This window comes from Peribacillus butanolivorans (genome assembly GCF_001273755.1).
GTDB classification, from domain to species: domain Bacteria; phylum Bacillota; class Bacilli; order Bacillales; family DSM-1321; genus Peribacillus; species Peribacillus butanolivorans.
Genome location: NZ_LGYA01000005.1, coordinates 500,955 through 521,789, shown reverse-complemented (window position 1 = coordinate 521,789; position 20,835 = coordinate 500,955). Strand labels below are relative to the sequence as shown.

General features: G+C 39.7%; 24 protein-coding genes. 12 read left to right on the top strand and 12 right to left on the bottom strand.

The genetic code is table 11. The features are described 5' to 3' along the window. Nucleotides 1-201: 201 nt before the first annotated feature. On the top strand, nucleotides 202-1,023 hold the full coding sequence (locus AKG34_RS24510) for a transglycosylase domain-containing protein (protein ID WP_053348741.1): 822 nt from the start codon (nucleotides 202-204) through the stop codon (nucleotides 1,021-1,023). Nucleotides 1,024-1,135: 112 nt separating this feature from the next. Here AKG34_RS24510 and AKG34_RS24505 read toward each other — a convergent pair whose 3' ends face one another. Then, a complete protein-coding gene (locus tag AKG34_RS24505; RefSeq protein WP_053348740.1) occupies nucleotides 1,136-1,513 on the bottom strand; it encodes a hotdog family protein in 378 nt (125 codons plus the stop codon). Nucleotides 1,514-1,715: 202 nt separating this feature from the next. Between AKG34_RS24505 and AKG34_RS24500 the strand changes: the two genes are divergently transcribed. The 8 genes from AKG34_RS24500 to mnhG all read left to right on the top strand — a co-directional run bounded on the left by AKG34_RS24500 (nucleotide 1,716) and on the right by mnhG (nucleotide 8,194). Then, complete coding sequence (locus AKG34_RS24500; protein ID WP_152952404.1) at nucleotides 1,716-1,937, top strand: hypothetical protein; 222 nt, start codon at nucleotides 1,716-1,718, stop codon at nucleotides 1,935-1,937. A gap of 519 nt (nucleotides 1,938-2,456) precedes the next feature. Then, on the top strand, nucleotides 2,457-4,862 hold the full coding sequence (locus AKG34_RS24495) for a Na+/H+ antiporter subunit A (RefSeq protein ID WP_053348738.1): 2,406 nt from the start codon (nucleotides 2,457-2,459) through the stop codon (nucleotides 4,860-4,862). Further along, nucleotides 4,859-5,281 carry a Na(+)/H(+) antiporter subunit B gene (locus AKG34_RS24490; RefSeq protein ID WP_053348737.1) on the top strand — a complete coding sequence of 141 codons (423 nt, stop codon included), beginning with the start codon at nucleotides 4,859-4,861 and terminating at the stop codon, nucleotides 5,279-5,281. Before AKG34_RS24495 ends, AKG34_RS24490 begins: the two co-directional genes overlap by 4 nt. Next, nucleotides 5,281-5,631, top strand: a complete 351-nt coding sequence (locus AKG34_RS24485) for a Na(+)/H(+) antiporter subunit C (RefSeq protein ID WP_053348736.1) — start codon at nucleotides 5,281-5,283, stop codon at nucleotides 5,629-5,631. Before AKG34_RS24490 ends, AKG34_RS24485 begins: the two co-directional genes overlap by 1 nt. After that, the gene (locus AKG34_RS24480) at nucleotides 5,624-7,105 is read left to right on the top strand and encodes a Na+/H+ antiporter subunit D (RefSeq protein WP_053348735.1); all 1,482 of its coding nucleotides are present in this window, start codon (nucleotides 5,624-5,626) and stop codon (nucleotides 7,103-7,105) included. Before AKG34_RS24485 ends, AKG34_RS24480 begins: the two co-directional genes overlap by 8 nt. Before the next feature lie 6 nt (nucleotides 7,106-7,111). Continuing rightward, nucleotides 7,112-7,588, top strand: coding sequence for a Na+/H+ antiporter subunit E (locus AKG34_RS24475; RefSeq protein WP_053348734.1), 477 nt, complete (start codon nucleotides 7,112-7,114; stop codon nucleotides 7,586-7,588). Nucleotides 7,589-7,635: 47 nt separating this feature from the next. Continuing rightward, nucleotides 7,636-7,872: a Na(+)/H(+) antiporter subunit F1 gene (locus tag AKG34_RS24470; RefSeq protein WP_376110396.1), complete on the top strand. Its 237-nt coding sequence runs from the start codon at nucleotides 7,636-7,638 to the stop codon at nucleotides 7,870-7,872. Then, complete coding sequence (gene mnhG, locus AKG34_RS24465; protein WP_053348732.1) at nucleotides 7,856-8,194, top strand: monovalent cation/H(+) antiporter subunit G; 339 nt, start codon at nucleotides 7,856-7,858, stop codon at nucleotides 8,192-8,194. Before AKG34_RS24470 ends, mnhG begins: the two co-directional genes overlap by 17 nt. Nucleotides 8,195-8,253: 59 nt before the next feature. On the opposite strand, the gene AKG34_RS24460 is transcribed toward mnhG, so the two are convergent. From AKG34_RS24460 to AKG34_RS24435, 6 genes are all read right to left on the bottom strand, one after another. Further along, nucleotides 8,254-8,973, bottom strand: coding sequence for an MOSC domain-containing protein (locus AKG34_RS24460; protein WP_053348731.1), 720 nt, complete (start codon nucleotides 8,971-8,973; stop codon nucleotides 8,254-8,256). Between the two features lie 129 nt (nucleotides 8,974-9,102). Beyond that, nucleotides 9,103-9,501, bottom strand: coding sequence for a hotdog fold thioesterase (locus AKG34_RS24455; RefSeq protein ID WP_053348730.1), 399 nt, complete (start codon nucleotides 9,499-9,501; stop codon nucleotides 9,103-9,105). A gap of 150 nt (nucleotides 9,502-9,651) precedes the next feature. Beyond that, complete coding sequence (locus tag AKG34_RS24450; protein WP_053348729.1) at nucleotides 9,652-10,215, bottom strand: 5' nucleotidase, NT5C type; 564 nt, start codon at nucleotides 10,213-10,215, stop codon at nucleotides 9,652-9,654. A gap of 16 nt (nucleotides 10,216-10,231) precedes the next feature. Beyond that, nucleotides 10,232-11,326, bottom strand: a complete 1,095-nt coding sequence (locus AKG34_RS24445; RefSeq protein WP_053348728.1) for an FAD-dependent monooxygenase — start codon at nucleotides 11,324-11,326, stop codon at nucleotides 10,232-10,234. Between the two features lie 24 nt (nucleotides 11,327-11,350). Continuing rightward, a complete protein-coding gene (gene ribD, locus AKG34_RS24440) occupies nucleotides 11,351-12,445 on the bottom strand; it encodes a bifunctional diaminohydroxyphosphoribosylaminopyrimidine deaminase/5-amino-6-(5-phosphoribosylamino)uracil reductase RibD (protein ID WP_053348727.1) in 1,095 nt (364 codons plus the stop codon). Nucleotides 12,446-12,459: 14 nt separating this feature from the next. After that, nucleotides 12,460-13,209, bottom strand: a complete 750-nt coding sequence (locus AKG34_RS24435; protein WP_053348726.1) for a GTP cyclohydrolase II — start codon at nucleotides 13,207-13,209, stop codon at nucleotides 12,460-12,462. A gap of 236 nt (nucleotides 13,210-13,445) precedes the next feature. Here AKG34_RS24435 and AKG34_RS24430 point away from each other — a divergent pair, with 236 nt between their 5' ends. After that, the gene (locus AKG34_RS24430) at nucleotides 13,446-13,841 is read left to right on the top strand and encodes a YuzC family spore coat inner layer protein (RefSeq protein WP_053348725.1); all 396 of its coding nucleotides are present in this window, start codon (nucleotides 13,446-13,448) and stop codon (nucleotides 13,839-13,841) included. 67 nt (nucleotides 13,842-13,908) lie between these two features. Here AKG34_RS24430 and AKG34_RS24425 read toward each other — a convergent pair whose 3' ends face one another. After that, entirely contained in the window at nucleotides 13,909-15,405 is a 1,497-nt protein-coding gene (locus AKG34_RS24425) for a leucyl aminopeptidase (protein WP_053348724.1), read from the bottom strand. A gap of 282 nt (nucleotides 15,406-15,687) precedes the next feature. Here AKG34_RS24425 and AKG34_RS24420 point away from each other — a divergent pair, with 282 nt between their 5' ends. Together AKG34_RS24420 and AKG34_RS24415 are read left to right on the top strand one after the other, a co-directional pair. Further along, nucleotides 15,688-16,170, top strand: a complete 483-nt coding sequence (locus AKG34_RS24420) for a divergent PAP2 family protein (RefSeq protein ID WP_053348723.1) — start codon at nucleotides 15,688-15,690, stop codon at nucleotides 16,168-16,170. Between the two features lie 9 nt (nucleotides 16,171-16,179). Further along, nucleotides 16,180-16,968, top strand: coding sequence for a cobalamin-binding protein (locus AKG34_RS24415; protein ID WP_053348722.1), 789 nt, complete (start codon nucleotides 16,180-16,182; stop codon nucleotides 16,966-16,968). 123 nt (nucleotides 16,969-17,091) lie between these two features. Here AKG34_RS24415 and AKG34_RS24410 read toward each other — a convergent pair whose 3' ends face one another. The 4 genes from AKG34_RS24410 to AKG34_RS24395 form a co-directional block, all read right to left on the bottom strand. After that, complete coding sequence (locus AKG34_RS24410; RefSeq protein ID WP_053348721.1) at nucleotides 17,092-17,784, bottom strand: stationary phase survival protein SpsC; 693 nt, start codon at nucleotides 17,782-17,784, stop codon at nucleotides 17,092-17,094. A 137-nt stretch (nucleotides 17,785-17,921) separates the two neighbouring features. Then, the gene (locus tag AKG34_RS24405) at nucleotides 17,922-18,239 is read right to left on the bottom strand and encodes a YuiB family protein (RefSeq protein WP_053348720.1); all 318 of its coding nucleotides are present in this window, start codon (nucleotides 18,237-18,239) and stop codon (nucleotides 17,922-17,924) included. Nucleotides 18,240-18,347: 108 nt separating this feature from the next. Next, nucleotides 18,348-18,827, bottom strand: coding sequence for an NUDIX domain-containing protein (locus AKG34_RS24400; RefSeq protein WP_180320490.1), 480 nt, complete (start codon nucleotides 18,825-18,827; stop codon nucleotides 18,348-18,350). A gap of 378 nt (nucleotides 18,828-19,205) precedes the next feature. Then, complete coding sequence (locus tag AKG34_RS24395; protein WP_053348718.1) at nucleotides 19,206-20,423, bottom strand: NAD(P)/FAD-dependent oxidoreductase; 1,218 nt, start codon at nucleotides 20,421-20,423, stop codon at nucleotides 19,206-19,208. Between the last annotated feature and the right edge of the window lie 412 nt (nucleotides 20,424-20,835).

Here is a 20,835-nt window from a genome sequence, read left to right as displayed (position 1 = left end):
CGAAAGTACCATCCTTTATTCCCTATACTTTTCCATAAACATACTAAAAATATATTAGTTAGGAAGTTGAACTATGCGCACGTATCTTGGTTATATCACGATTTTCTCCTTATTTCCTGCTTTATCCATTTTCGTTTTTTTCCTATAAAGAGTGGTCTATAACCCAATCTGCCTATCATGTTCTCGACGAGAGAAGTCCTATTGAAAAAATCGAAATCAGAAATCATTGAGTTATATATGAACGCTATTTATTTCCATAATGGAGTTTACGGACCTTCCCAGTTTTATTTCAGTAAACCAACTGCGGTGTTATCAAAAGCCGAATTGTCATTCCTAGCAGCGATTCCTAATAATCCCGAACTCTATAATCCTCTTAAACATTTTGATAAAACGAAAAAGCGACAGGAACGGATTCTAAAGCAAATGGTCGCAGAAGGTAAATTAAAACAGAACGAGTATGAAAAGCTTATCAAAAATACGATTAAATTAGACTTGTCCACCTCGGTCGACTTATATCCCGATTATGTGACATATACTCATCAGGAATTGAAAAACCTGGTGGCATCCTCTGAAGGTCTCACAAAGTCTTTGCAAAGTTCTGATGAAGCTACACGTCAGCAGGCGGAAGTCGAGCTGAATAAAAGGGGCGAAAAGCTTTTGAACTCCGGTGTAACCATCCATACCCCACTCGATACTAAGCTGCAAACCCTGTCCAAGACTGCTATACAGTCAAAAATCGGTGTCAATGATATCGAGGGAGCTATAGTGGTTATACAGCATCATACGCACGAGCTTGTCTCTTTGATTGGGGGAAAAGATTATAAAAAAAATTCTTTTAATCGGGCATACCAAAGTTATAGACAGCCAGGATCAGCCATTAAGCCACTTCTTGATTATGCCCCCTATATTGAAGAAACAGATGCGGATATTACTCAACTTATAAGCGGAGCCAGCTATTTCCCGAAAAATTACAGCTGTGGCAGCTATGGAATGGTCACTTTAAAAATTGTGGTTTTAAAATAAAGTTTGATCAAAATGGATTCTTTTCCAGCAGATTTAAGTTTGGCATTTATAAAAAAGTTTGATCATTTGTAAATATGTTCTTCCACAATCGCTCCCTTTAGTTGAAGAAAGTTTAAAGAATTACGCCTGAAACATCCCCTTTCAATACTTCTTTTTTATTCTGATTTTCACATAAAAAAGATGCAATAAAAGCTGTTCTATTATTTTCTTGCCTTTCGTATTTTTCAATTTTAACTTTACAAATTATTGTATCTCCCGTAAAAACAGGTCTTAAAAACTCAAAATTCGTACTACGAGCCAGTACATTATTATCTCCAGCTATTTTTGTTGGCAGAGTCGCCGTTAATAACCCTTGAATTACAAGTCTTCCTTGTTCATCTGGGGTTATATGATGAATCCCCTCATCACCTGAAATCTCAGTAAATAATTCAACATCCCTTACTGTAAAAGTTCGTTCAAACGTAATTATATCTCCTGCTTTTAATGACATTTTAATCTCCCCCTGAATGTTTTATACTGTCTGGTTAAGAACAATGTGAATATTACATCAACACCAGACCTTTCAAGGTAATATATTCCATACAAATTCAAGAAACCCTTGTTCCACTAACTTGCTTCTATAGTTTAAGTACATTCCTTTACAATCTCCATCTAGGAAGGACAAACCAAAGGAGATATGGAACAGGGACACGGTGAGCAAGATGCGGCAGCTCCTCCATGAAGTAACCGTAAACGGGACGGCGCGTAAAGCATACTTTCCAACGGATTATATCGGTGGAAAAACCGGAACGACCAATGACGTTAAAGACATTTGGTTTGTCGGTCTGACTGCAAACTACACAACAGGGGTTTGGATTGGAAAAGACACGCCATCCAATCTTCAATCAATTTATTCACGTACTCGCATGTGTTGATTTGGAAAGATATCAACCAAACACCAGAATAAAAAAACATTTTTCATTAAAAGAAGGTGTCCTCATTAGCCACCTTCTTTTTCTTACTGTATTGGCAACTTGCAATAACGCTGATAAATCGCAAAGGAAAGGCTAAATAACAGTATTGCAATGATTGGGAAATAACTAAGTAAATAGTGTTTTTCATTTTTTCTCCATCTATGTATCTTTTATCCTATTATTATGCAAGATATTATTCAATTCGACAATGTATGGCATTTATTATTCCTTTAAAATTTCTTAAAAAATAAATTTTTTCAGGTCGATTTTCTCTCCTTTTCTACCTATATATAAATCTTTATTTCGGCATGCCACCTCTGCTCGTAAAGCCATGCAAACCCTGAAAAATTACGTTATACTTTTAAGCAAGACAAACATTTATTAATAAAAAACACATTCAACGAAGATATTCTAACGTCTAGGATTGCTGAAAAAATGCATAATAAGACGAATAACTTCGTTTAAAAAGGGGGGGAGTTTATGTCTTTGCTTCATTGGGCGGTACTATCACCGTTTCTATTAGCAATTATAGTACCGTTCTTATACAAACTATTTCGACAAATACATACAGGATGGTTTGTATTAATTTTACCTGTTCTACTTTTCACCTATTTTTCACGATTCATTTCATTGACCAAACAAGGAGAAGTAATTACGGAAAGAGCTACATGGATTCCTTCTCTCGGAATTCATGTTGATTTCTATCTAGATGGACTTGGACTTTTATTTGCACTGCTCATTACAGGAATTGGTTCACTCGTAATTTTGTATTCGATTTTTTATTTATCAAAAGTGAAAGAAAAGCTGAATCAGTTTTACGTCTTCCTCTTGCTTTTCATGGGTGCGATGCTTGGTGTTGTACTTTCTGATAACTTAATCGTCCTTTATTCCTTTTGGGAATTTACGAGTTTATCATCCTTTTTATTGATTGGATATTGGAACGAAAGGGAGCGCTCACGTTATGGAGCACAAAAATCCCTGCTTATCACCGTGTTCGGGGGCTTAAGCCTGCTTGGAGGAATCATCCTCCTTTCCATTATGGGGAACACATTCAGCATACGTGAATTGATTTCACAAAGCGGAGAGTTGATGGACCACCCGCTCTTCACTCCCGCACTTTTGCTCGTGTTACTTGGTGCCTTCACTAAATCCGCACAGTTTCCATTCCATATCTGGCTTCCTGATGCGATGGAAGCTCCGACACCGGTCAGCGCTTACCTTCATTCCGCCACAATGGTCAAAGCGGGAATTTATCTGGTTGCCCGTTTAAGCCCAGTTTTCGCAGAATCTGGCGTTTGGTTCTGGTGCGTTTCGATTGCCGGCTTGATTACCCTATTCTGGGGTTCGTTCTCTGCAGTCAAGCAAACCGATTTAAAGGGGATTCTGGCATTCTCCACCATCAGTCAGCTCGGCTTGATCATGTCTCTATTGGGACTTGGAGCAGCCGCACTCCACTATGACACATTGGGTGAAAATATTTATTTGGCAGCCACAGTGGCAGCTGTTTTCCACTTAATCAATCATGCAACCTTTAAAGGCAGTCTATTCATGGTTGCTGGTATTATTGATCACGAAACTGGCACCCGGGATATCCGGAAGCTCGGCGGATTGATGCAGCTGATGCCAATCACATTTACCGTGGCCGTCATCGGTGCTTTTTCAATGGCAGGCCTTCCACCCTTCAATGGTTTCTTAAGTAAAGAAATGTTCTTGGCCAGTATGGTGAATGTATTAGAACTAGATATTTTTAATATGGAGACATGGGGGGTATTGTTCCCCGTTCTAGCTTGGGTTGCCAGCGTGTTCACATTTATTTACAGCATGATTGTCGTGCTCAAGCCCTTTACTGGCAAGCTTCAGCTCCATCTATTAGAAAAGAAGCCGCACGAGGCACCAATCGGCATGTTAATTTCTCCGATTATCCTTGCTACCTTGGTCATTGTTTTTGGAATTTTTCCAAATCTGCTGTCTTCGTCAATTATTAAACCGGCGGTAGCCAGCATACAGCCAAACTTAGTAGATTCGAATTTCCAAGTTCATATCGCTTTCTGGCATGGATTCTCACCAGAATTATGGATGACGATTGGCATCATTGTAATAGGGATAATTTTATACAAAACGTTTCCGAAATGGAAAAGGATTTATCAGTGGTTGCCTGAACGTTTTTCCTTGAACGCTCTGTATGATAATGGGCTAAATGCGCTCGAGCGCTCCGCTTCCTCTGTCATGAAATTTCTAATGACAGGCTCTATTCGGACCTATTTATTATCGATTTTCCTTTTCTTTATTCTATCATTGGGCTTTGCCCTCTATTGGAAGGATGCATTTAAATTAGATACAGGGAATTTTGCCCCGATTGGTTTATATGAAATGGTTTTAGCGGCGATTATCGTGATTGGCTCAATTTCCATTCTGTTTGCAAAATCCCGTTTAACATCCATTATCCTATTAGGAGCTGTTGGTTATACGGTTTCCCTATTTTTCGTCTTATTCCGAGCACCGGATTTAGCGTTAACTCAACTAGTCATCGAAACGATTTCAGTCGCTCTGTTTTTGCTCTGTTTCTTCCACTTACCGTTACTGGCAAGCAGAAAGGAAGAGCGGATGACCTTCAGATTGAATAACGCATTGATTTCTATTGGTGTAGGTACCATCGTCACATTGATTGCCTTATCAGCTCACAGCAATAAACTATTTGACTCTATATCAAGTTATTATCTTGAAAATGCTTACAAGGAAGCAGGCGGGAAAAACGTAGTAAATGTCATTCTAGTTGACTTCCGCGGACTTGATACGATGTTCGAAATCAGTGTTCTTTCTATTGCTGCGCTCGGGATCTTCGCGATGATTAAGTTGCGGCTGACAGGGAGGAAAGATAAATCATGAAACAAAATGACCTGATTCTTCAAACGGTGACGAAGGTAGCCGCCTTTGTTATCTTGCTTTTTGCGGTAGCCATCTTTTTAGGCGGCCATTATTCGCCAGGGGGAGGGTTTGTCGGCGGCTTAATGACTTCAGCAGCAATTGTCCTGCTTCTGCTCGCTTATGACATTAAAACCGTCACTAAGATCTTGCCGATTGACTATAAATTAATGATTGGTTCAGGCTTGTTCATCTCAAGCCTGACTGTTGCTGGTGGGTTAGTGTTCGGGGTTCCGCTCATGACCCATGTGTACCGATATATCGACCTACCTATTCTTGGACACATCTCGCTTCATACGGCAGTACTTTTTGATTTAGGTGTTTATCTTGTGGTTGTTGGTGTAACGATGACCATTATTCAAACGATTGGGGAGAGTGAATAATGGAACTTTTAATGGCCATTGTCATTGGAATTTTATTTATGAGTGCGACCTATTTAATGCTTTCAAAAAGCATTTTACGAATCATAATAGGAACTGGTTTACTCAGTCACGGTGCCCATCTTTTAATTTTGACGATGGGCGGTTTAAAAGGCGGCTCGGTTCCATTGCTTAGCGATAAAGTGGCATCCTATGTTGACTATGTTGACCCGCTTCCGCAAGCACTTATCTTAACTGCGATTGTCATCAGTTTCGGTGTCACCTCATTTTTACTGGTGCTTGCTTACCGAACCTATCAGGAGCTTGGAACTGATGATATGGAAGAAATGAGAGGTACGGAAGCAAATGAATAATCTAACTTTTATGCCTGTTTTATGGCCGCTTTTTACAGGCATTATCCTCATCTTCTTTGCAAAAAAAATCAAGCTCCAACGAGGGATTTCTCTATTTTCCTCCCTTATTGGAATCGTAATATCCCTTTATTTAGTGCTTTCCGTTAATAATCAAGGGATTTTGACACTCGGTGTCGGTAGCTGGGATGCTCCATTTGGGATTGTGATTGTCGCTGACATGCTTTCCTCGCTGCTAGTTCTAACCACGAATATCATTGGATCAGCTATATTGATTTACTCGTTTTACTCTATTGGTAAAGAACGTGAAACACACTATTATTATCCTGTATTTCAATTTTTACTGATTGGTGTTAACGGAGCATTCCTCACGGGAGATCTCTTTAATTTATTCGTTTTCTTTGAAGTCATGCTGATGGCTTCTTACGTGCTTCTCGTTCTTGGAGGAACGAAAATCCAGCTGAGAGAATCATTGAAGTATATTATCGTCAATGTACTATCATCTGCCTTTTTCGTCATCATGGTCGCATACCTGTATTCAGTTCTCGGCACCTTGAACATGGCACACCTCAGCCAGCGGATATCAGAGGTTAACCAGCCTGGGATCATCTCGGTGATCGCCATTGGTTTCTTAATCGTATTCGGTTTGAAGGGAGCTATTTTCCCGTTATTCCAATGGCTCCCTGGGTCCTATTATGCCCCACCTATCCCAGTGATGGCTCTATTTGGAGCGTTGCTGACCAAGGTCGGGATTTACGCTATTTTCAGGACCTATACACTTATGTTTTATCATGACCAAAATTTCACCCATACTTTTTTAGCGGTACTTGGTATCTTAACCATCATCATCGGTGTCATTGGTGCGATCGCCTATTGGGATGTTAAAAAAATTATCATTTACAATATCATCATTGCAGTTGGGGTTATCATTTTCGGAATCTCCTTGATGAATGAACAGGCCTTATCTGGTTCCATTCTTTACATCATTCATGACATGCTGATTAAGGCAGCACTATTTCTGTTGGTTGGTATCATGATTAAAATCAGTGGATCAGATAATTTACGGAATATGGGTGGACTGATCAAGCAATACCCTGCCCTTGCCTGGACCTTTTTTATTGCAGCCATATCATTGGCAGGGATTCCTCCCTTCAGCGGATTCGCTGGCAAGCTGCTGATTCTTCAGGGAGCTGCAGAAAAAGAGGCCTACTTTGGAATGGCTGCAGTCTTAATATCAAGCTTAATGGTTTTATACTCGGTGATGAAGATTTTCATAAATGGCTTCTGGGGTACTCCAAAAGCAGATTATACTCTAGCTAAAAATACGGTTAATAAGATGCTTGTTCCTGCTGTTCTCCTTGTTGTCCTTTCCGTTTTATTCGGAGTTGGAACAGAATCAATTTATCCTTTTATTTCACAAGCTGTTGACACATTAATGAATCCCGATATTTATATCGATGCGGTTTTAAAGGAGTAGTGCCTGATGTCCTTTCAAATTTTACTGAATGTGTTCCTGGCGGTTATCTGGATGTTTTTAAAAAATGAATTTAACGGGAGCACCTTTATCATCGGCTATGTATTAGGGCTCGGTATCATGTTTGTCTTCCGTCATTTTTTCACTGAGCGTTTTTACCTGAATCGGGTGAAAGCTGTCATTCAATTAACCCTGATTTTCGCCAGGGAGCTCATATTATCAAACGTTAGCGTCCTTAAGGTCGTGCTTAAGCCCAAACTGGATATGAGGCCTGGCATATTTGCATTCGAGACCGTGCTTACAAAAGATTGGGAAATTACGATACTATCAAATTTAATTACACTGACCCCCGGAACACTTGTCGTTGAAGTTTCAGAAGATAATCGAATTCTTTATATCCATGCGATGGATATCGCCGACAAAGAAGAAGCCGTAGACAGCATTAAAAATACATTTGAAAAAGCGATTATGGAGGTGAGCAAATAATGTTTGATCTTTTACTTAAAATCGCGTTGCTCGGTGTCTCCCTTTCCATGATTGGTTTTTTATATCGTTTAATTAAAGGACCATCCGTGCCGGACCGGGTCGTTGCACTTGATGCGATGGGTATAAACCTTATTGCAATCGTAGCGCTTGCCTCCATCGTTATGGATACAAGCGCTTATCTTGAAGCCATTCTGCTGCTCGGAATCCTATCATTTATCGGAACGGTCGCTTTCGCTAAATTCCTTGAGAAAGGGGAGATTATCGAAAATGATCGAAATCGTTGAAATCCTATCAGCTGGATTCATTTTAATTGGGGTATTTCTCTTTTTAGTCTCAGCTTTCGGTGTCATTCGACTGCCTGATGTCTATACAAGAAATCACGCTGCATCCAAAAGCTCAACACTCGGAATCATGTTCATCCTGATCGGCACATTGTTATATTTTTATTATAAGCATAGCCACTTCGATTTCCGTGTCGTGCTTGCAATTTTCTTTATCTTCATGACAAGCCCCGTAGCCGGACATTTAATCAACCGCTCCGCTTACCATTCCGGTGTTAAAATGTGGGATAAAAGTGTCCAGGATGATTTGAAGAAGAACCGATGATTCGTTATATCCATACCAAAAGAGCTGCCCTGTTGAAAGGGGCAGCTCTTTTGTATGTCTTAATCCTTTAAAAATACTTGATCTCCCAAACTGATTTCACCAGTTCGAATTACCGAGGCATACACGCCAAAATGATTTTTTCTTTCTTTGACTACTGTTTTTAAAAGAGATGGATCTCTTTTTGAATCGGTTGGATCGACTGTTATAATCATACAACGCTCACAATGCCTTTTAATTTCCAATTCAACATGATCTCCGATTTGAAGTCTCTTTCCGAACCACTTCTCTTCTAGAAAGGGTTTTTTGTTCATTAGTGACAGCACCAAATTGTGTCTAAATCTCCTGCCATCTACTTCTTTTCCCCAAAGCTCTGTCAATTTGGCAATCGAGGCGTCGCTCACAAGTAAGATGCTCTCTTCTTCAATCGCTCCTAGTGGAATATGTGCCGGTGAATACTCAACGAATGATGCCTCCTGTTTTAACAGCTGATCCATTTCTTCTTGAAAGGCTGTATCTCCCCAGGTTAACACGTTTCCTGAAGGAGTCTTCACTTGAATTTCCGGATAATGGTCCAGAGCTTCCTCTCCAGAAAAAACGGCTTGATAACGGACCATTTCAGGAACTTGAGTAATCGTTAAGAACTTTCCATTCTTATCTTTAAAGGCATGGCTGCGATCTCCATATAATCCATATCCCATAACCTTAGTTTTTTGTACCTGTTCCCCTGTAAACGATTTTACCGGGTGACGGGTTATCTCTTGTACATGACCAACCAGCATAAGAGAAAACTCCTTTCTAAACAATAAAGGCCTACAACATTACTATACTTAACCCAAGAAATGTAGAATCAAGAAAAGGAACTAGATTACAAAAACACTGCGTTATTTCTAAAATCAATTTCATTCATTTTACTCACTTTTTGGTAAATCAATTATTGCTAACGTACAGCGTGAGATGCAGATAAGTTGATCTTGATTATCCCTGATTTTCACATCCCATACCATTGTTGACTTCCCGCGATGGATTATGTTCCCTTCTGCGATAACATGACCAGAACGCACGCCTCTTACATGATTGGCATTGATTTCAAGACCAACTACCGCTTGTTTCGTACTATCAACAAGCTGTATTCCACCAACGCTTGCGACTGTTTCTGCAAGGGCTACAGATGCTCCTCCATGCAATAAACCAAGCGGCTGCCTTGTTCGTTCATCAACTGGCATCGTCGCAACGACTTTCCCATCACTTATTTCTTTCATTTCAATTCCAAGCGTACCGATCAGTGACCTTTCGATATTAATCTCCATCTCTATACCCCCACATTTTGTTTTTTTACTATCTAGATAATTTTACCTTTTCATTAAGTAATACAACAGAATAACGCATAAAGATTATTATATATAAAAAGGATGACTCACGTTTAATCAAGTCATCCTTCATCCTATATTGATCGTGCGTTACTTTGAAAGAATCTCTTTCAGTTCAAACCAACTTGTCAATCTTGGAATATCCATTTCTCTGTTATAGGAGTTATCCATAGCATATACTTTCGTTGGAATATCCAATAATGTTTCCAAAACTGCCGGTTTATCATCAAAGTAATAATCCAATTCCAATTCGCGAATCGTTTCAATTTTTTCATGATCCCTCATACCGCAGTAAAAATGTTCGTCCTTAACTGGAAAGCCGTTTTCGATCAACCATTTTTTCGTCCGTTCACCATGCTCCGATTTTCTGGCGGTAATGTAGTATATCTCATGTCCTTCGCTTTCAAGCTCCTGTAACGTCTCTACTGCGCCCTCAAAGGCTGGACAGGATGAATAATAGACTTCTTCGGCAAGGCTGTTCCACATCTTTCCTCCTGCCTCTTTATCCAACCCGAAAGCTTCATGGATCTCTAGCGTTTTTAATGCCCTGAATTCCGTTAACTCTACATTCTTATTAAGCTTTTTATTATAGAGATGGAACGCAAACTCCCTCAAATTAATAAGAGTATCGTCTATATCAAAACCAAATTTCATATCCTTCACTCCTCATTCAAACATAAACGGCAAACTGTGATGCGAATGAAATTTCCTTGTCCACCTGAACGGCCTGTAATTTTTCAATCTCGGCTTTTCTTTTCGGCTCAGCCATTTTCAGACCAAAAAAGCTGGTATCCTGCTGCTTGATGCATTCTTGAATAAGATCAGCTAATATATCTGCATCCTTCATGGCACAATTAAGGCCAAACGCGCCTGTAGGTGTCATCGTATGGGCCGCATCGCCCAATAAAGCAACCCCATCTTTTGTCCACGTTTCACAATAGCTACTGTGAACATCCAATAAAATAAAATCCTGCCAGGAGTGAATATTTTCTCGCACCACACTCTTTAACTCTGGGAAGGCTAATATCAATTTTTCAATAAATGGCTCAAAGGGTTGTTTTCGCAGATGAGGATACGAACCATGTTCAATATTCCACCCGATTTGTATGAAACCTCCTGCCTGAGTGAAGAGAGCAAGCTGGGAATCATTGACCAAAGCCATCTTGATGGAAGGTTTCCATCCCTGTGGAGCAGGAATCTTAGCCCACAGCAAATCATAGCCATGGTTTTTAATTACCACAGGAATTTTCGCTTTCTTTCTAATAGTTGAAAATCTGCCGTCCGCGCCAATAATCAATGAGCTTTCCACTCTAATGTTGTTTTCTTCTTTTCGAGCTTCCACACCGGTAAATTGGCCCATTTCGTTCTGAATTAAGTCAGTCACCCGTGTGTTCATCATCAATTGAAAAGAATCGAGCTTTTCAGCTTCATTCAATATAGCAGTAAGCAGGTGATTCTGAGGGACATGGATGCCAAGGTTATCTTTAGTAACTTCGGGAAAAATCCTCTTAAATACTTGGCCGTCCTGCCAATATTCAATTTGCTCCATTCTAAGCAAGCCAAGCTCTTCCACATCCTCGAATAAGCCGTGCTTTTTAAGAATGCTTTCTCCTTCATCGTTTAAAAACTCACCCCGAAACTCTCTTGCTACTTCTGAATGCCTCTCAAGTAGAATGACTGATATGCCTTGTTTGGCCAATAGGTAGCCTAATAGCGCTCCTCCTGGTCCTGATCCGACAATACATACATCTGATTTAACCACCATGCTTTTTCACCTGTTGTCTATTTTTTATTTAGGATAAGCAATGATACAGATATCCTCTCCAGACATGTCCACACTAGAGATGGATACATCCATTGCTTCATCCATTGTATCTACATTGATTCCGCTAAATGGTGTAAGCGAGTTTCTCCCGCCTAATAGTTTAGGTGCGACATAGATCAAGTACTTATCGATGAGTCCTGCCCTTAGGAATGAGGCGTTTACTTCGCTTCCGCCCTCAAGTAAGACATCCGTTATTCCTTTTTTATATAGTTCTTCCATCAGAATTCTCAAATCCAAACCCGCATCTGTTCTTGGAACAATAATGAATTCAATTCCCTTTTCACTTAAGGCAGCAATTTTATCTACAGATGCATTTTCCTGCGTCACAATCACGGTTTTAGCATCCGATACCTGAACAACATTGGCATCTAATGGAACACGGAGTTCGCTGTCTAAAATAATTCGTATTGGGTTCTTCCCTCCACCTTCTGGAAGCCGAGTCGTTAAGGATGGGTTATCAGCCAATACAGTCCCAATACCGATGAGAATAGCATCGACTTCATCACGAAGAAGATGAACGGAATGGCGAGACTCTTCTCCTGTAATCCACTTAGAATGGCCTGTATGGGTCGCAAGCTTGCCATCGAGCGTCATCGCATATTTAGAAATGACAAATGGACGATTTGTTATCATATTGTGAATAAAACGCTCATTTAGTCTTTGGGCTTCCTTTTCTAAAACTCCGACTTCCACTTCAATTCCTGCATCCCGAAGAATTGAAATTCCTCTTCCTGCAACTTCAGGGTTTGGGTCTTGTGTAGCCACTACAACTCGACGTACACCTGATTCTTTTACTAAATTAGCACACGGAGGTGTCTTTCCATAATGAGAACATGGCTCAAGAGTGACGTAAAGAGTCGCATTTTTCGCATAATCCCCAGCCATTTTAAACGCATGAACCTCCGCATGCGGCTCACCCGCTTTACGATGGATCCCCGTTCCGGCAATGACACCATCTTTAACTATAACTGCCCCAACTACTGGATTCGGATTCGTCTTTCCTTTAGCACTGGCCGCTAAATCAAGCGCCAATTTCATGTAATATTGATCATTATTCATAGCCTCAACTCTCCTTACACAATTAAAGTAGGCTTCTTTTGCGGAATATGCCCAGACTTCTTAACCTTTGTATCCAGATAGAAACTATTATCGTCCGTCAAACCGCCCCAAAGCGGGATATGGTCTTTAGCCGCAAGTCCATGCTTTTTAAGAGCATTCAACTTTTTCGGGTTATTCGTAATCAAAGTTACTGGATTCTCACGCAGTTCTCTCAATACCCGAATGGCACCCTCATACGACCGTGTGTCGTCTTCAAATCCTAAAGCTTGATTCGCTTCAACAGTGTCATAACCTTCTTGTTGAAGCAAATATGCCAAGGATTTCGAGAACAAGCCTATCCCTCTTCCTTCATGGTCTGCAAGGTAAAAAATAGCGCCGCAACCATGGTCGGCTATCATCTTCATTGATTGGTGAAGCTGGTATCCGCAATCACAGCGTTTACTGCCAAAGATATCCCCTGTATGACAGATGCTATGCATACGGACTAGTGCATCCTCCGACTTCTGGAAATCACCGTACACCAATACAGAAGATTGCTGACCAAAAGCCAGATTGGCTTCTGAAAGCGACTCAAGTACTGTTTCCTTGTCGTTCTCAGTTCCATCTAACTGGAGCCATGTATACCATTGAAAAACAGTAGAGAAATCCCCTTGTTCAACTGGAAGATTCACCGGCCCCACAAGGCATAGATCATCTTTCCCTGGAGTTTTAATGATGTTCATTTTATCTATTAAAAGGTCTTTTGTTTGCTTGGTTATATTCATAATAACATCACCTATTTTATAATTTATAGTGAGCCTGCCCCTTACTTTAGGTAAGTAAGTATATTACTATACACTATACCTGTCAATGAATGAGTTTACAAATAATAGTGTGTGTTTGTTTCTAATTTTCAAGTAGGTTTTTCTCAAACCGCTATCATATCAGCTATCTATAATACATATTTTAACGTATAAAGAAAACGTGTCTATAGATAGACTCAGGAAAGGAAGGCAAGATTTTGGAGGATTTCCCTTATTTTTTATACGACCCTGACCTTTTTCCGATTTGTGACAAGACAGAGAATATGTATCGAAAATCCGAAGGACCAATGTTCCGCCCCTTCTCGGCCGCTACTCCAGATCTGTTAGTTAAATCAGCAAAGTCTTCGCAATCTTTACTACTCGATGTAAAAAAACTCGTGGATACTATAGCCACATCCATGCCCTTCTCCACCAGGTTAATGACTGCTGCTCAAGAATCAAAAAAGACTGTCGTGATCGATATGATTCGAAAGACAGGCGTCAAAACCGTACCTGACATCATATATAGCCCTGATGGAATACGCTTTGATTTCCATTCGATAACAGGGGATGAAGCTCGTATCATCGTCAACTTGAAATGGAGTAATATGTAGGTAATGACCCATCTTTTCAAAAAACCGAAGCCCTTTTTTCGGCTTCGGTTCATTAATGTTCATTTGTTTACGATTCGAAAGTTTCAACTAACAGTGCGAGCGTACGTGCCATGACTCCAGTAGCCCCCGCTGTGCATAATTCGGAACTAATCGAGGTCGTGGATGTTCCGGCAATATCCAGATGCACCCATGGAGTTGCTTCGGCAAATTCACCTATAAAGGCACCGCCCATGATTGCATGTCCAGCTCCACCTGGTGAATTATTCAAATCCGCTATTTTACTGTTGCGCACCCGTTCTTTGTCTTTTTCGGTAATTGGCAGACGCCACATCGGCTCTCCCGCTTCCTCTGAGGCTTTAAGGACTTGCTCATAGAATTCCACGTTATTGGTCATTGCACCCGTCATATCCATACCTAGGGCCGTTATAACACCACCAGTTAAGGTTGCAACGTCAACAAGATATTCTGCACCATGATGTTTAGCGTACGTTATAGCATCCGCCAAAACAAGTCGTCCTTCCGCATCAGTATTCAATACCTCAATCGTTTTGCCGCTCATGGCAGTAATCACATCATCCGGCTTAAAGGCATCGCCGCTGATCATGTTATCAGTAGAAGGAATGACAGCTACGACATTTTGATCCGGTCCTAATTCACCTATAATTTCCATTGCACCTAAAACTGCTGCCGCTCCTCCCATATCCGTCTTCATTCCGACGATTCCAGCCTTCGTTTTCAATGAGTAGCCACCAGTATCAAAAGTGATGCCTTTTCCCACCAACCCGATAACATCTGTCCATTCTTCTTTGCCTTGATACTTAAGAACAATCATTTTCGGAGGTTCGACCGACCCTTGATTAACTGCAAGAAGGGCACCCATACCTAGCTTGAGCATGTCTTCTTTCTCAAGGATTTCTACTTCAAAACCATAACGTTCACCTAAAGTAGATGAATAGTCAGCTAGATCCTTTGATGTCAACAAATTCCCTGGTGTGTTAACCAATGTTCTGGCTGAATTCGTTGCTCTTCCAAAAATACGGCCAACATGAAGGGCAGCTCCAACTTCTTCGTTATCAAATTCACTATAGACCGTAATTGATTCAATATTTTTTTCAGCCTGATTCGACTTTTGTTTGTAGCCCGCAAACTTATAGGAAGCCAGCTCGAAAGCCTCAGAAAAGGCGTGGGCAGCATCTAGTGCATCCAAGTTTTCAGTCGTAAATGTATCCAAAGCTATCGAAAGCGTCGTAAGTTTTGATTTTGCAATTGTTTTACACGATTTACCCAGAGCTTCACGCAACGTTTCAAGGGTAAGCTCTTTATCCTTGCCCAACCCTACAAAGATCAATCTCTTTACACCTAATTTTCCTAATGTATGTATTTTTACAACTGATTTTTTCTTGAAAGAGATTTCACCTGCCTTCACTAATTCAGTAAGTTGACCGGATAATTTCTCATCGGCTTCTTTTCCTATACCGGTAAATTTTATGGGCCGGTCAAAAACGCCTATAATCAGGCATTCGTCGATTACATCTATATTCAAGGAACTTTTTACTGTAAACATTCTGATACCTCCTCCGTTCGATTATCTTTATTATAACGAAATCTTCCGAAATTTTCGAATAATGACACCAATGTTAATAATAATAAGAGATATAGTTTAGAATACCCACCTTTAGAGAAATAGTATAAGAAAGATCATATTTACTCTTACAAGCAGGTAATCGACAGGATTTGATGGAAAGTATAATAAGGACCAAATCGTCCGATGAAAGAAGCAAGATTACTCATTTACCTTTATATAGATTTCAACGTTATTTTATAATCAGAAAGAAGGCTGATACTTTTGGAATTATTTTTTAACTTCCCTTTAATCGCAGCATTAATTGCCATTTTCTTTGCTCAATTCATTAAAGTACCCATTCATTTTATCGCTTTTCGTAAAGTTGACTGGTCACTTCTTAACTCGACTGGCGGTATGCCAAGCTCCCACTCAGCGGCCGTGTCCGCTCTTACCGTAGCCGTGGGGATAGAAACCGGAATGGACTCCCCGGTCTTTGCCGTTGCTACCATATTCGCTGTCATCACGATGTTTGATGCGACTGGAGTAAGACGGCAGGCAGGAGAACAGGCGGCTGTCTTAAATCAACTCGTAACAGACTTTAATACGTTTGTCGAGCAAGCAAAGAATTGGCAGAAAAAAGCAGAGAAACAGAAACAGCAACAATTGAAGGAACTGCTAGGCCATAAACCTATTGAGGTCTTTTTCGGTGCCTTAACAGGAGTATTCATTGCACTTATTCTTCACTTTTTTATCTTTCAAGGGTAGGTGGTTAACATGAAAATAATCTCTCTTTGCCCAAGCAATACAGAGCTTTGCACATATTTGGGTATTGAAGAACAGCTGATTGCAATTGATGACTATTCAGATTGGCCTGAATCCATTCAGCATCTGCCAAAAGTCGGTCCGGATTTGTCGATAAATATCGAACTCGTAGAATCATTAAAGCCTGATTTGGTGCTGGCTTCACTGAGTGTACCTGGCATGGAAAAAAATATTGAAGGACTAAAGGAAAGAAATCTCCCTTATATTATTTTCAACCCGCAATCGCTTGAAGATATCGCCCAGGACTTGCTGACACTTGGCAAGGCCATTCATGCTAAGGATATAGCAGAGGAACAGGCTGCCAAATTCCGGGCGACTATCTTGCAATATAAAACGATTGCCGACAAAATCGAAACAAAGCCATCCCTATATTGGGAATGGTGGCCTAATCCCCTATTCAGCCCTGGGGGGGTTAACTGGTTAACAGAGATCAGCCGACTGGCCGGTGGGTATAATCTTTTTGAAGAGATAGATATGGCAAGTATTCAGGTTCCTTCCGAAGAGGTCCAAACAAAGAATCCTGATCATATTTGTTTAGCCTGGGTCGGTGTTCCTTTACGAAAAGTAAAACCTGAGCTGGTCAAGAAACGGAAAGGGTGGGCAGAGATAAAGGCTGTCCGAGATAATAACATTCATATTATGGAGGAACCTTTATTCTGCAGGCCTTCTCCCCGTTTACTAGATGGATTATCAAAGCTGGCCATGACTCTTCACCCTGAGGCCTACAGCGGCATTAGGTAAGTTAATAAAGCATCTGCTATAACAAAAATTACATCAAAAAAGGCTGACTCCCAAGTTGAGTCAGCCTTTTTTTGAACTCCTGATTTCCGTCGATTGGAATTTTAATAGTCATCTAGTTAGCTTTTAAAAGGCAAAGGAAGAAACCTTTTTGTTTAATGCCTTTTCGGCAATTTTATGCTTAAAAACCTGCCTAACTTTGGTTTCATTCAACTTGTTTAATTGTTCTTCTGATAAATTTCCATTCCCTTTTTGCACAATATATACTTCTAGGGTTTTCTTTCCCCAGTTCTCATACACATCTTGTACCGTTTCGTAGTATAGATCGAGGTGATTTCCTTTAATCGCTCCACCCTTATCTGCTACTACTCCAAACCCATAACCAGGTATCCAAAGGATGGTGCCTAGCGGAAAAATAGTAAGATCAGCAGCAATGGTGGAAAACAAATCCCTCTTCACCTTCACCCCTGAATATGTAATCCCATAAGATGGACTTTCCGGATACTTTCCTGTCGACTCATACCCTGCTGTATATCCTGTTGCCAAAACCTCATGCTTAGGATATTTAGAGAGCTCGATTGCCTCTTCAATAGTTGCTGGACTATTGCTCATTGAAGCGGAGGCCACTAGTGTTGTGACATGGCTCCCTCTATGTACGGCTTTATATTCGAGACCAATCATTCTATTTTGTCTCACAGCATCCTCTAAAGGGTGAACTTCTGACGATGCTCCAAAAACATGATTTAAGGTTGATTCAATAGCTAAGATAAATAATATGATGATAGCAACCCTCAAAAATAATATCTTTAATATCTTCATGTATATTTGTTTCACTCCTCTCACAAGGATATTTGTTCCCTTCCCCTAGTGAAAGTATTCATAAAACATAAAAACAATTATTTTTTTTTTGTACAAAAAATAAAAAAAGACTGCCGATAAATGACAGTCCTTCATATTTAAAACATTTGATATCCTTTATTTCTTAAAGTCTTAATAACGACTCCAGCTAAAATCGCTCCAAGTAATCCACTTGATAAAATTATAATATCCGCAGTATGCAAGGAAGTAAGGTTAGTCCCAAGCTGCGAAAAAGAAATCCCCGGATTTCTGAAATATTCGATTAGCTTAGTTTCATTAACAATGATGATGAAAACGATTGGAAATAAGATGACCATGATCCATGAAGAACGAAAGAGCATATTAAGCAAAAAGCCTATACCGAAAAATAATATAAAAAATAAGAGTATTGAGATAATTAAAACAGGCAATGGCATGTTATTCTAGACCCTCCTTTAAAGCAACACTTTTAGTTTACTGAAAACATAATTGGTACGTCAACGACTTAATACCAAATAATACCGAACAAACGATAATTAACCAAATCACATAAATAATTTATACGATGTATACCCAAATTGATTTCCCGGGTTTAACCCGTCCAGCATCGTCTGCATTCTTTCCTTTTTAAAGGCCAATAGTTGTTCTAATAATAAAGATTGCTTGCCTTCCTGTATGAGTAAATCAGGATCATAAAATTTAGCTTCATACAATTCATCCAATTGAGCGGTCACTTCAAAACTAAGCGGCTTAAGTAAAAACACTAACATATTATCACTTATTTCCCCTTTAATGACCCCGCTTCTTACTCCTACCATGCCTTCGATTTCTGTATGAATGCCTGTCTCCTCTAACACTTCTCTTATGACAGCTTTATCAACTGTTTCATCATTTTTGACAAAACCGGCAGGAAGAGACCACTGCCCCTTCAACCCGCCGTAACGTTTGTTGACGACCAGCCATTCACCCGTATCGGATATCACAAGACCAGACACAGCCAGCCAAACATTTTTGCAGCGTTCCACCAAATCCCACTTCCCTCTATTTAATTTCCACTATTAGTAGTGTAAACCCATTTTTCCCATAAAACCACAGAGAACGTACAAAAGTGAGACAGATACTATCCGTTCATTCAAGGGTTTGACTTAATCAATTTATTAGCATCTATTTGGGATGAATTCAATAATATGTCTGTAACGTACAAAACTTTATCAATCTATTCTATACCACTACTTATTTTTCATTGTGTTCCACATCTGAATGGCACATACTCCTCATCTCTCACAAAGTGAGTATCATTATTTCAAGAACACATACTTGCTAAAGATTGAGATGTTTCCATATAATAAAAAAAAAGCCATTCAGGGGAAATCCCCAAACGGCTTTCGGAATATATTTTAAAATTAAAGGACGTTGAATTTACCCTTTTTAGCAACTAGAGAGGCTCCACCAATCATTAATAACGCTCTATTATCAACCATTTTCTTCATAAATGAAGCGGTTTTTCCTGTAACTTTCTTGCCGAATACAACGCCAATCGCATTGTCATCACCAAGTGAACATACAGTTCCTTTGTTTTCGAATGTGAAAGTCTCAAGATCACTTTGGTTACGTACTAATTTAGTGAGGTTTTTCGCAATAACTTCACCTTGTTGCATAGCGATCTGTGCAGTAGGAGGATATGGACGATTAATTTCTTCGTTAATGATTAATGCACAGTCACCTACAATGAAGATATCGTCATGACCTGGTGCACGCATATCAAGGTTTACTTTAATACGTCCGCGCATTGCTTCAAAGCCAGAAGCTTCAATAACTGAGCTACCACGTACGCCAGCTGCCCATACTACAGTTCCTGCTTTGATTTCTTCTACTTCATCCTCGCCTTTTGCAACGATAATACCTTCAGGAGTAGCACCTTTAATCGGAGTACCGATTTTGAATTCCACACCTTTTTTCTCAAGATAAGACACAGCATAGTCCACTAATTCTGGATCGAAACCCGGAAGAACAGCTGGTGCTGCTTCTACACAGTACATACGAACTTTTTGGAAATCGATATCGTATTCTTTACAAAGTTCAGGGACACGGTTAGCTAATTCTCCAAGGAATTCGATACCCGTAAATCCTGCTCCACCAACAACGATTGTCAAGCGATCTTCATTTTTCTCAACTTCTGAGCTGTAAGTAGCAAATTGCAATTGAATATGATCACGGATTTTACGTGCAGTGTTTACGTTAGAGATAGAGAAAGCATATTCTTTTAACCCTTGAATTCCGAAAGTTTCAGATTCTGGTCCGAGTCCTACCACAAGGAAATCATAAGAAACTTCGTCGTTTTCAAGAATAACTTTTTTATCTTCTGTTTTAACTTCTAAAACAGAGTCTTGGATGAATTTAACTTTACTGCTGTTGATTACACTTTTGATTGGGTAACGCACACGATCGTGGTGAAGAGTTCCAGCGGATGCTTCATGTAGCCAGGTTGTTTCATAGTGGTAATCATTTTTGTTAACTAATACGATTTCTGCTTCATTTTGACCTAATGCTTTTTGTAAACGAGTAACGGTCATTAATCCACCATAACCTGCTCCTAAAACAACGATAGTTGGCTTTTTCAAAAGTATTCGTCCACCTTTACGATATTTTCTTGTGATGCTTCCCATAACTAAAATCTATTGACTATCTTATAATTTCCATTATAAAAAGCACTCTTATACACTTGTGACTTATTTCACGTACTATTTCAAAATTGTCATAAAAAGTTCATAAAAATTTTACAAAATGATGTCTAAGTAAATATTAGTCGTTTTCCTAACCTTTTTCAAGTAACAATCTGAATTTTTTCTTAATTAAAATACAGATAAAAAATGACACTAATTACTTAGTGGTTATGCAGTATTTTACTACTCTTTTTATAGCAGAAAGAGCACTTTTACCTACTTGACATAGGATAGCGAAGTACATTCTCATTCTAATTTATTTAGCACGCCTCTCTTATTGTCAAAACTTTCTCACTTTTCGAATCTTTCT

Excerpts from the sequence above, each read along its gene's own strand:
- AKG34_RS24505 (WP_053348740.1), bottom strand. The coding sequence starts at position 1,513 with ATGTCATTAAAAGCAGGAGATATAATTACGTTTGAACGAACTTTTACA.
- AKG34_RS24480 (WP_053348735.1), top strand. The coding sequence starts at position 5,624 with ATGAATAATCTAACTTTTATGCCTGTTTTATGGCCGCTTTTTACAGGC.
- AKG34_RS24445 (WP_053348728.1), bottom strand. The coding sequence starts at position 11,326 with ATGGTGGTTAAATCAGATGTATGTATTGTCGGATCAGGACCAGGAGGA.
- AKG34_RS24435 (WP_053348726.1), bottom strand. The coding sequence starts at position 13,209 with ATGAATATAACCAAGCAAACAAAAGACCTTTTAATAGATAAAATGAAC.
- AKG34_RS24410 (WP_053348721.1), bottom strand. The coding sequence starts at position 17,784 with ATGAAGATATTAAAGATATTATTTTTGAGGGTTGCTATCATCATATTA.
- ribD (WP_053348727.1), bottom strand. The coding sequence starts at position 12,445 with ATGAATAATGATCAATATTACATGAAATTGGCGCTTGATTTAGCGGCC.
- AKG34_RS24460 (WP_053348731.1), bottom strand. The coding sequence starts at position 8,973 with ATGCTGGTTGGTCATGTACAAGAGATAACCCGTCACCCGGTAAAATCG.
- AKG34_RS24405 (WP_053348720.1), bottom strand. The coding sequence starts at position 18,239 with ATGCCATTGCCTGTTTTAATTATCTCAATACTCTTATTTTTTATATTA.
- AKG34_RS24415 (WP_053348722.1), top strand. The coding sequence starts at position 16,180 with ATGAAAATAATCTCTCTTTGCCCAAGCAATACAGAGCTTTGCACATAT.
- AKG34_RS24490 (WP_053348737.1), top strand. The coding sequence starts at position 4,859 with ATGAAACAAAATGACCTGATTCTTCAAACGGTGACGAAGGTAGCCGCC.
- mnhG (WP_053348732.1), top strand. The coding sequence starts at position 7,856 with ATGATCGAAATCGTTGAAATCCTATCAGCTGGATTCATTTTAATTGGG.
- AKG34_RS24475 (WP_053348734.1), top strand. The coding sequence starts at position 7,112 with ATGTCCTTTCAAATTTTACTGAATGTGTTCCTGGCGGTTATCTGGATG.
- AKG34_RS24470 (WP_376110396.1), top strand. The coding sequence starts at position 7,636 with ATGATTGGTTTTTTATATCGTTTAATTAAAGGACCATCCGTGCCGGAC.
- AKG34_RS24425 (WP_053348724.1), bottom strand. The coding sequence starts at position 15,405 with ATGTTTACAGTAAAAAGTTCCTTGAATATAGATGTAATCGACGAATGC.
- AKG34_RS24450 (WP_053348729.1), bottom strand. The coding sequence starts at position 10,215 with ATGAAATTTGGTTTTGATATAGACGATACTCTTATTAATTTGAGGGAG.
- AKG34_RS24485 (WP_053348736.1), top strand. The coding sequence starts at position 5,281 with ATGGAACTTTTAATGGCCATTGTCATTGGAATTTTATTTATGAGTGCG.
- AKG34_RS24495 (WP_053348738.1), top strand. The coding sequence starts at position 2,457 with ATGTCTTTGCTTCATTGGGCGGTACTATCACCGTTTCTATTAGCAATT.
- AKG34_RS24455 (WP_053348730.1), bottom strand. The coding sequence starts at position 9,501 with ATGGAGATTAATATCGAAAGGTCACTGATCGGTACGCTTGGAATTGAA.